We start from the raw sequence: 8,295 nt of genomic DNA on the forward strand, positions 1-8,295 counted from the left end.
TCGTCCTTGTTCCAGTCCGCCACCAGCTTGATGCGTGCCTGAACCTCTTTCGGCAGGCGGGCGCGCAGCGGTTTGCTGGTCCCGGTTTCCGGCCACGTTTGATGTCGGTCTGAACCAGCGCTGCAAAACCAGCCAGAACCAGCGTGACGCCACCGACGATACCGACCAGATGCAGAATGTCCGGAGCCAGGGCGAACAGGCCGTGGGTACGGGCAATCAGGTAGACGCCTGCGGTCACCATGGTTGCCGCGTGGATCAGTGCCGAAACCGGAGTAGGACCGGCCATCGCATCCGCCAGCCAGGTCTGCAGCGGCAGTTGCGCGGATTTACCGACCGCACCGCCCAGCAGCATCAGGGTCGCCAGGACGATCCAGAAGTCACCGACCTTGAAGTGCTCAGGGGCACGTACCAGCAGTTCCTGGATATTCAGCGTGCCCAGTTGCTGGAACAGGATGAACAGGCCGATGGCCATGAACACGTCGCCGATGCGGGTCACGATAAAGGCCTTGAGGGCCGCGTTACCGTTGTTGCGATTGCTGTAGTAGAAGCCGATCAGCAGGTAGCTGCACAGGCCTACGCCTTCCCAACCGAAGTAGATGAACAGCAGGTTGTCGCCCAGGATCAGGAACAACATGCTGGCAATGAACAGGTTGGTGTAGGAGAAGAAGCGCGAGTAGCCGTCCTCACCGCGCATGTACCAGGAGGCGAACAGGTGGATCAGGAAGCCCACGCCGACCACCACGCCCAGCATCGTGATGGACAGGCCGTCCAGATACAGGGCGAAGTTCGGGCTGAAGCCATCCACGTCCATCCATTGCCACAGCACCTGGGTGTAGTGGCCGCCTTCAGGCGGTGCAACGTTGAATTGCCAGATGACCCAGGCGGTGACGATGGCCGACAGGCCGATGGAGCCGACACCGATCAGGGCCGAGAGGTTTTCCGAGAAGCGTCCACGAGAGAACGACAGCAGCAGAAAACCGATCAGGGGGAATACGAAAGTCAGAAAGAGTAGGTTCATCCGCGCATCTCGCTGGCAGCGTCGATATCGAGAGTGTGGAAGCGGCGATACAGCTGCATCAGGATCGCCAGGCCGATACTGGCCTCGGCAGCGGCCAGGCTGATCACCAGAATGAACATGACCTGTCCATCCGGCTGACCCCAGCGACTACCGGCAACGATGAACGCCAGAGCAGAGGCATTCATCATGATCTCCAGGCTCATCAACACGAAAAGAATGTTGCGGCGCACCATCAGGCCTACCAGGCCGAGGCAGAACAGGACTCCGGCGACCGCCAGACCGTGTTCCAGAGGGATAGCATTCATTGGCTTGGCTCCTTCGCCTCGTTGCGGCCCAGGTGGAATGCGGTGACGGCTGCGGCAAGCAGCAGCATCGAAGCGAGTTCCACGACCAGCAGGTAAGGCCCGAACAGGCTGATGCCGACCGCCTTGGCGTCGACGGTGGTGTGACCGATGCCGGCGCCGGTCTGGTTGGCGAACAACACGTACAGCAGTTCAGCCAGCAGCAGGGTGCCCAGAATGACCGGGCCCACCCAGATACCGGGTTTGAGCCAGGTGCGCTCCTGCTGAACCGAGGCCGGGCCCAGGTTCAGCATCATCACCACAAACACGAACAGGACCATGATTGCGCCCGCATAGGCGATGACTTCCAGAACCCCGGCGAACGGTGCGCCAAGGCTGAAAAAGGTCATCGCCACGGCGATCAGCGAGATGATCAGGTAGAGCAGGGCATGCACCGGGTTCGTGTTCGTGATCACCCGCAGGGTGGACACGACGGCGATGCCGGATGCGAAATAGAAAGCGAATTCCATCTTTACTTCCTTAAGGCAGCAAGCTCTTGACGTTGATCGGTTCGGCTTCGTTCTGTGCAGAGCCTTTTGGCTTGCCAGCGATGGCCATACCGGCGACGCGATAGAAGTTGTAGTCGGGGTTCTTGCCGGGGCCGGAGATCAGCAGATCTTCTTTCTCGTAGACCAGATCCTGACGTTTGAACTCGGCCATCTCGAAATCCGGTGTCAGCTGGATTGCAGTGGTCGGGCAGGCTTCTTCGCACAGGCCGCAGAAAATGCAACGTGAGAAGTTGATGCGGAAAAAGTCCGGGTACCAACGGCCATCTTCGGTCTCGGCCTTCTGCAACGAAATGCAGCCGACCGGGCAGGCCACGGCGCACAGGTTGCAGGCCACGCAGCGTTCTTCACCGTCGGGGTCACGGGTCAGCACGATACGGCCACGGTAGCGGGGTGGCAGATAGACCGGTTCTTCCGGGTATTGCAGGGTGTCGCGTTTGCGGAAGCCGTGACCGAATACCATCACCAGGCTGCGCAATTGGGTACCAGTACCCTTAACGATGTCACCAATATATTTGAACATGGGTCAAATCCTCACTGAACCGAGCCTGCCGGCGTGTTCAACAACACAACCGCAGCAGTCACCAGCAAATTGATCAGGGTCAGCGGCAGACAGAATTTCCAGCTGAAATCCATGACCTGGTCATAGCGTGGGCGCGGAATGGAGGCGCGCAGCAGGATGAACAGCATGATGAAAAACGCGGTTTTCAGGGCGAACCAGACGAACGACAGTTGCGGCAGGATATCGAACGGACCGTGCCAGCCACCGAAGAACAGGGTTACCAGCAGCGCCGAGATCAGCACGATGCCGATGTATTCGCCGACGAAGAACATGCCCCATTTCATGCCGGCATATTCAATGTGATAACCATCAGCCAGTTCCTGTTCCGCTTCCGGCTGGTCGAACGGGTGACGGTGGGTCACGGCAACGCCTGCGATGAAGAAGGTACAGAAGCCGAAGAACTGCGGAATGATGAACCACAGGTTCTGGGCCTGATATTCAACGATGTCACGCATGTTGAACGAACCGACCTGAACCACGACACCCATCAGCGCCAGACCCATGAACACTTCATAGGACACTGTTTGCGCAGAGGCCCGCAGGCTGCCCAGCAGGGCGAACTTGTTGTTGCTCGACCAGCCGGCGAACAGCACGGCGTAGACCGACAGACCGGCCATGGCGAAGAAGAACAGCAGACCGATGTTCAGGTCCGCCACGCCCCAGGTCGGGGTGATCGGGATGATTGCGAAGGCGATCAGCAAGGCGCTCATGGCCACGACCGGTGCCAGAGTGAAGATCACCTTGTCGGCAAACGGCGGGGTCCAGTCTTCCTTGAAGAACATCTTCAGCATGTCGGCAGCAATCTGGAACATGCCGAACGGGCCAACGCGGTTCGGACCGTAACGGTCCTGCCACCAGCCCAGCAGACGACGTTCGACGAAGCTCAGCAGCGCGCCGCAGACCACAACGGCCAGCAGCACGACGATAGCCTTGACGACCGCGATGATGGCGTCGATCACATCAGGGGTAAACCAGCTCATTGTGCTGCCTCCTGAAGACCGTCGACCGATTTGCCGAAGATCGCCGCCGGAATGCCTGCGAGACCGACAGGCAATGCCACCATGCCTGCACCCAGTTCTTCATTGATGCGCAGCGGCAGACGCAGGGTCTGGCCCGCAACGTTCAGGGCGAGCAGGGCACCGTCGTTGACGCCCAGGCGATCGGCTTCGGATTTGGCCAGCGAGACGTAGGCCTCGGGAATGCGGCTCTGAACCGGTGCGGCCTTGGAAGAGTTCTCTTCGCTGCCGAACAGGTGATAGAACGGCACCACTTGCCAGGTGCCCTGAGCGGGCGAGAAGGCGCGTGGAACACTGGCGAACCAGTCGAGGTTGTCGCCCTGGCTTTCGATCAGGCGTGTGCCTGGATCGCCTGCGCGCAAGTGACCACCGACTTCGTCCTGGAACTTGTTCCAGGCCTGTGGCGAGTTCCAGCCCGGAGACCAGGCAAACGGTACTTGCTGACGCGGTTCGGCAGACCCCGAGTAACCTTCCATGGAGAAGGCGAACGCGGTGTCCTGGTCTTGCGGAGTACGAGGCTCATGGACGCTGATGTTGGCGCGCATGGCGGTACGACCACTGTAACGCAGCGGTTCGCGAGCCAGTTTCAGGCCTTTGATACGGAACGCAGCAGACGGCGCGGCATTGATGATGCCGGACAGTTGCGCATTGCTTTGTGCACAGGCTGCAGTGACGTGGTCCAGTTGAGTCCAGTCCACCGGCTTGTTCAGCAGGGTAGAGCGCAGGGCATGCAGCCAGCGCCAGCCTTCATGAACCAGAATGCTGGCGTCCATGTAGGTTGGATCGAACACCTGGAAGAAGCGTTGGGCACGGCCTTCCTGACTGATCAGCGTGCCGTCGCCTTCAGCGAAGCTGGCCGCTGGCAGGACCAGATGGGCACGATCACCGGTAGCGGTTTTCTGATGGTCGGCCACGATCACCACTTTCGCGGTGCTCAGGGCGGCATTGACCTTGGCAGCATCGGTGCGGGTGTACAGATCGTTTTCCAGTACGACGATGGCGTCGGCCTTGCCGTCGATCACGGCTTGCAGGGCGGCATCTACCGATTCGCCACCGAGCATGGCCAGACCCAGGCTGTTGGCTTCCGGAACCACCAGACTGATGGAGCCTTCCTTCTCGCGCAGTTTCAGAGCCTTGGCGATGTTCGCGGCGGCTTCGATCAGGGCCTTGGAGCCCAGGGAAGTACCGGCGATGATCAGTGGGCGTTTGGCAGCGAGCAGGGCGTCGGCAATCCGCTTGGCCAGCTCCAGAGCTTCGGCGTCCAGACCTTCGACGGCAGGGGCGCTGGCGTCCAGGGCGTGGGCCACAGCGAAACCGATGCGTGCCAGGTCGTCCGGAGCAGCGTGTACACACTCTTCGGCGACGTCGTCGAGTTTCGTTTCAGCCAGGCTTGCGATGAACAGCGGGTTCAGCGCGTGCTGACCGATGTTTTTCACCGCAGCATTCAGCCAGGGCTGTACGCGCATGGCGTCGGCCATTTCTTCAGCCTTGCCCTTGACCGACTGGCGCAGGGCCAGGGCCAGGCGTGCTGCGGTCTGTGTCAGGTCTTCGCCGAGGACGAAAATCGCATCGTGGTCTTCGATATCGCGCAGGGTCGGGATCGGCAGCGGGCTGTCCTTGAGGACCTGCATCACCAGACGGATACGCTCCAGCTCGCTGGCTTCGATACCCGAGTAGAAGTGCTCGGCACCCACCAGCTCACGCAGCGCGTAGTTGCTTTCCAGGCTGGCGCGTGGCGAGCCGATGCCTACGATGTTGCGTCCGCGCAGCAGGTCGGCAGCGGTGTCGAGCGCCTGATCAAGGCTCAGTTTGCTACCGTCGGCCAGCAGTGGCTGACGTGGGCGGTCTTCGCGGTTGACATAGCCATAGCCGAAACGGCCACGGTCGCACAGGAAGTACTGGTTCACCGAACCGTTGAAACGGTTCTCGATGCGACGCAGTTCGCCGTAACGCTCACCGGGGCTGATGTTACAGCCGCTGGAGCAGCCATGGCAGATGCTCGGCGAGAACTGCATGTCCCATTTACGGTTGTAGCGCTCGGAGTGAGTCTTGTCGGTGAACACACCGGTCGGGCAGACCTCGGTGAGGTTGCCGGAGAACTCGCTTTCCAGAACGCCGTCTTCGACGCGGCCGAAGTAGACGTTGTCGTGAGCGCCGAAAACGCCCAGGTCAGTGCCGCCAGCGTAGTCTTTATAGAAGCGCACGCAGCGATAGCAGGCGATGCAACGGTTCATTTCATGCGAGATGAAAGGGCCGAGGTCCTGGTTCTGGTGGGTGCGTTTGGTAAAGCGATAACGGCGCTCGTTGTGGCCGGTCATCACGGTCATGTCTTGCAGGTGGCAGTGACCGCCTTCCTCGCAGACCGGGCAGTCATGCGGGTGGTTGGTCATCAGCCATTCGACGACACTGGCGCGGAAGGCCTTGGATTCTTCATCGTCGATGGAGATCCAGGTGTTGTCGGTGGCGGGGGTCATGCAGGACATGACGATGCGACCACGGGTGTCGTTCTCGTCGTTGTACTGCTTGACCGCGCATTGGCGACAGGCACCTACGCTGCCAAGAGCGGGGTGCCAGCAGAAATAAGGAATGTCGAGGCCCAGCGACAGACATGCCTGTAACAGGTTGTCTGCCCCGTCGACTTCGAGCGCTTTGCCGTCTACGTGGATAGTGGCCATGGTTCAAAGTTCTTCGTTGGCCCGGTGTCAGCGGGCGTGGCTAATGGAATCTTGTTATGTCGTGCGATTCGGAACAGCCCCGAAGGGCGTCATCACACGATGGGTGAAGGGCGTACCCTTCACCTTTTAAAGTTGTTATGCGCCGACGATGATCGGTTTCGCCAGAGGCGGGACGGCCGCGCTGACAGGCGCGATACCGGCTTCGAACTCCGGACGGAAATACTTGATCGCGCTGCCCAATGGCTCCACGGCTCCCGGTGCGTGAGCACAGAAGGTCTTGCCTGGGCCGAGGAAACCGACCAGACCGAGCAGCGTTTCGATATCTCCGGCTTGCCCCTGACCTTTTTCGAGTGCACGCAGCAGCTTGACGCTCCATGGCAGACCGTCACGGCACGGGGTGCAGAAACCGCAGGATTCGCGGGCAAAGAACTCTTCCATGTTGCGCAGCAGGGACACCATGTTGATGCTGTCGTCCACGGCCATGGCCAGACCGGTCCCCATACGGGTACCGACCTTGGCGATGCCGCCCGCGTACATTTGTGCATCGAGGTGTTCCGGCAACAGGAAGCCGGTACCGGCGCCGCCTGGCTGCCAGCACTTGAGCTTGTAGCCGTCGCGCATGCCACCGGCATAGTCCTCGAACAACTCGCGAGCGGTGACGCCGAACGGCAGCTCCCACAGGCCAGGGTTCTTCACCTTGCCGGAGAAGCCCATCAGCTTGGTGCCGTGGTCTTCACTGCCTTCGCGGGCGAGGGATTTGTACCAGTCAACGCCGTTGCCGATGATGGCAGGCACGTTGCACAGGGTTTCGACGTTGTTCACGCAGGTCGGCTTGCCCCAGACGCCGACGGCGGCGGGGAAGGGAGGCTTGGAGCGCGGGTTGGCACGACGGCCTTCCAGGGAGTTGATCAGTGCGGTTTCTTCACCGCAGATGTAACGCCCGGCACCGGTGTGGACGAACAGCTCGAAATCGAAGCCGCTGCCCAGGATGTTCTTGCCCAGCAGACCGGCTGCCTTGGCTTCTTCCACGGCACGGTTCAGGTGTCTGGCGGCGGTGGTGTACTCGCCACGCAGGAAGATATAGCCACGGTAGGTTTTCAGCGCGCGGGCACTGATCAGCATGCCTTCGATCAGCAAATGGGGCTGTTGCTCCATCAGCATGCGGTCTTTCCAGGTGTTGGGCTCCATTTCGTCCGCGTTGCACAGCAGGTAGCGGATGTTCATGGATTCGTCCTTGGGCATCAGCCCCCACTTCACGCCCGTGGGGAAGCCTGCACCGCCGCGGCCCTTGAGGCCGGCATCCTTGACGGTCTGGACGATGTCATCCTGAGCCATGTCGGCGAACGCCTTGCGCGCTGCGGCATAGCCGTTCTTGGCCTGGTATTCGTCGAGCCATACCGGCTCGGCGTCGTCACGCAGACGCCAGGTCAGAGGATGGGTTTCTGCGCTCCGCGCAATGCGGTTGGCAGGGCCGAAGGAAGTCAGGGTCATACGTAGCCCTCCAGCAGTTTGGCAACGCCAGCAGGCTGTACGTCACCGAAAGTGTCGTCGTCGATCATCAGCGCCGGGGCCTTGTCGCAGTTGCCCAGGCAGCAGACCGGCAGCAGCGTGAAGCGGCCGTCCGGTGTGGTCTGGCCCAGGCCGATGCCCAGGGTGCTCTGGATCTGGCCGACCACCGACTCATGGCCGCCGATGTAGCAGACCATACTGTCGCAGACGCGGATGATGTGACGACCGACCGGCTGGCGGAAAATCTGGCTGTAGAAGGTGGCCACGCCTTCGACGTCGCTGGCGGGAATGCCGAGGATTTCGCCGATGGCGTAAATCGCGCCATCCGGCACCCAGCCACGTTCCTTCTGAACGATCTTGAGGGCTTCGATGGACGCCGCGCGCGGGTCTTCGTAGTGATGCATCTCGTGCTCGATGGCCGAGCGTTCGGTTTCGCTCAGGGCGAAACGGTCTGTCTGGATAAGCGTGCTGTTCATGCTTAGCGGTCCACGTCGGCCATAACGAAGTCGATACTACCCAGGTACGCGATCAAGTCCGCGACCATGCTGCCTTTGATCACAGATCGGAAGAGCGTCGTAGCGTGAAATGGCCAGCCGCAACCGGGCGACATACTCGGCAACCTTGTCGACCACAAATTGCGACAACGCCGGGCGAGAACCTTCGAGCAG

The 8,295-nt window shown here is 60.9% G+C and carries 8 protein-coding genes and 1 pseudogene; all 9 read right to left on the minus strand.

Annotated features, from left to right (window positions below):
* Positions 1-1,018: NADH-quinone oxidoreductase subunit L (locus tag ACIPY9_RS24355; RefSeq protein ID WP_400707742.1), on the minus strand; the 1,018-nt coding region annotated here is incomplete at its 3' end.
* Positions 1,015-1,323 carry an NADH-quinone oxidoreductase subunit NuoK gene (nuoK, locus tag ACIPY9_RS24360; protein ID WP_400707745.1) on the minus strand — a complete coding sequence of 103 codons (309 nt, stop codon included), beginning with the start codon at positions 1,321-1,323 and terminating at the stop codon, positions 1,015-1,017. The genes nuoK and ACIPY9_RS24355, both read right to left, overlap by 4 nt.
* A complete protein-coding gene (nuoJ, locus tag ACIPY9_RS24365; protein ID WP_400707748.1) occupies positions 1,320-1,829 on the minus strand; it encodes an NADH-quinone oxidoreductase subunit J in 510 nt (169 codons plus the stop codon). The genes nuoK and nuoJ overlap by 4 nt, the downstream gene beginning before the upstream one ends.
* 10 nt (positions 1,830-1,839) lie before the next feature.
* Positions 1,840-2,388: an NADH-quinone oxidoreductase subunit NuoI gene (gene nuoI / locus ACIPY9_RS24370; protein ID WP_003223795.1), complete on the minus strand. Its 549-nt coding sequence runs from the start codon at positions 2,386-2,388 to the stop codon at positions 1,840-1,842.
* A gap of 11 nt (positions 2,389-2,399) precedes the next feature.
* Positions 2,400-3,407, minus strand: coding sequence for an NADH-quinone oxidoreductase subunit NuoH (gene nuoH, locus ACIPY9_RS24375; RefSeq protein ID WP_400707752.1), 1,008 nt, complete (start codon positions 3,405-3,407; stop codon positions 2,400-2,402).
* Positions 3,404-6,118, minus strand: a complete 2,715-nt coding sequence (gene nuoG / locus ACIPY9_RS24380; RefSeq protein WP_400707755.1) for an NADH-quinone oxidoreductase subunit NuoG — start codon at positions 6,116-6,118, stop codon at positions 3,404-3,406. The genes nuoH and nuoG overlap by 4 nt, the downstream gene beginning before the upstream one ends.
* A gap of 135 nt (positions 6,119-6,253) precedes the next feature.
* Positions 6,254-7,609 (minus strand): NADH-quinone oxidoreductase subunit NuoF, encoded by a 1,356-nt coding sequence (gene nuoF, locus ACIPY9_RS24385; RefSeq protein ID WP_400707758.1) that lies wholly within the window; start codon positions 7,607-7,609, stop codon positions 6,254-6,256.
* Positions 7,606-8,103: an NADH-quinone oxidoreductase subunit NuoE gene (gene nuoE / locus ACIPY9_RS24390; protein WP_400707761.1), complete on the minus strand. Its 498-nt coding sequence runs from the start codon at positions 8,101-8,103 to the stop codon at positions 7,606-7,608. Before nuoE ends, nuoF begins: the two co-directional genes overlap by 4 nt.
* A gap of 2 nt (positions 8,104-8,105) precedes the next feature.
* Positions 8,106-8,189, minus strand: a pseudogene (locus ACIPY9_RS24395) (hypothetical protein); the annotation flags it as partial.
* Positions 8,190-8,295: the final 106 nt, after the last annotated feature.

The organism is Pseudomonas sp. NPDC089734, assembly GCF_044748865.1.
In the GTDB taxonomy this organism is placed as follows: Bacteria; Pseudomonadota; Gammaproteobacteria; order Pseudomonadales; family Pseudomonadaceae; genus Aquipseudomonas.